Source organism: Priestia sp. P5_B4 (genome assembly GCF_056400385.1).
The window spans coordinates 1-1,316 of record NZ_JBFULJ010000988.1; the positions used below are offsets into that span (position 1 = coordinate 1).

Annotated in this window: 2 protein-coding genes; one reads left to right on the forward strand and one right to left on the reverse strand. The window is 36.4% G+C overall.

The features are described 5' to 3' along the window. Nucleotides 1-96: 96 nt before the first annotated feature. Nucleotides 97-327 carry a hypothetical protein gene (locus AC1DRF_RS28125; RefSeq protein WP_043981603.1) on the reverse strand — a complete coding sequence of 77 codons (231 nt, stop codon included), beginning with the start codon at nt 325-327 and terminating at the stop codon, nt 97-99. A 263-nt stretch (nt 328-590) separates the two neighbouring features. Between AC1DRF_RS28125 and AC1DRF_RS28130 the strand changes: the two genes are divergently transcribed. Next, nucleotides 591-1,103: a P-loop NTPase family protein gene (locus AC1DRF_RS28130; RefSeq protein ID WP_377574783.1), complete on the forward strand. Its 513-nt coding sequence runs from the start codon at nt 591-593 to the stop codon at nt 1,101-1,103. The last annotated feature ends 213 nt before the right edge of the window (nt 1,104-1,316 follow it).

Genomic DNA, 1,316 nt, shown 5'->3' on the forward strand with positions numbered 1-1,316 from the left:
GTATCACGTTCATCCTGATGTAGTTAATGTTCAGCTATATGAAAAAAAGTAAAAAGCCTTTTAGAAAGGGGAATCCCCCTCGATAAAAGGCTTTTTTTACTCTTTCTTCTTCTCTTGTTCAGCGAGCTCTTCTTGTCTTTTAAAATGTGATTTTCCTAACGCATACACAAAACTAAAAAACAAAGGAAGTAAAATAGTCAGCAGCACAAGGCGGGTAAGCATATCGCCCAAATCATTTCTTGTTAAGTAAATATTAATAGCTGCAATGACAATATAAACAAAAATACCGAGGTTTCGTAAAAATCTCTTTAGCATAGATGCATTCATTTTTTTCACCTTACTTTTATATACTCACATTTAAGGTAAAGGAAACGATTCATAAAAGCAACCTATTTACTACAAAGCAAGAAGGAATATAGGAATTTATAATGAATATTTATAGGTTGCCTGAAAATCATGGAAATAAAAATCCTAACATGAAGTCGTTTTATAAAGCAGCTCGCTCCGAGTACACTGAATGCGCCGAGTCAGCTATAAACAGCTGCCTTCTCTTCAATCAGCTTTATTTCTTAAAAAGGTAAGGTGATAAGATGAAAAGAGTACTGGTAATGGGCGTTTCTCCAGGAGTAGGAAAGTCTACATTTGCCAAGAAATTAGGGAAAAAGCTTGATCTAGAAGTATATCATTTAGACAGTCTGTATTGGCAGCCTGGCTGGACGGAAAGAGACAATGATAGCTTTAGAGAATTGCAGGAGCACATTGTAAAAAAAGACAGCTGGATTATCGACGGGAACTACAGCAATTCGTATGACCTGCGAGTGAAGCGTGCAGATACCATTATTTATTTAGAGCTGCCGCTAATCGTTTGTGTGTACCGAGTAATAAAGCGGAGAATCGTATATGCAAGAAAAACGCGTGAAGATATGGCAAAAGGATGCCCTGAAAAAGTAGATTGGTCATTTTTTACGTTTATTCTTACTACGTATCGAGAACGGAAAAAAAAGATGAGAAACCGGTTTAAAAAGCTTAAAAAAGATGAGGATTACAAGGTTTTTATGCTGATGAACAGAAAGGACATCGAGAACTATATACAAAACCTATAGGGAGGAGTATGTGCTGAATTTTGAACAAAAATAGCCACGTAACAAGTTCGCTTGTTACGTGGCTTTATTAAAAAAACAATCATTCTTGCGTAATCTTCAACATTCCTTCTTCGTCGAGCGCAAGCGTTAGAGAATGATTGACTTTTACCATTAATGGATGAACTTCAGAGTCTCGGTTCGAAAAAAACCACCTTCTTTTAGGCGTCCCTACAA

Excerpts from the sequence above, each read along its gene's own strand:
- AC1DRF_RS28125 (WP_043981603.1), bottom strand. The coding sequence starts at position 327 with ATGAATGCATCTATGCTAAAGAGATTTTTACGAAACCTCGGTATTTTT.
- AC1DRF_RS28130 (WP_377574783.1), top strand. The coding sequence starts at position 591 with ATGAAAAGAGTACTGGTAATGGGCGTTTCTCCAGGAGTAGGAAAGTCT.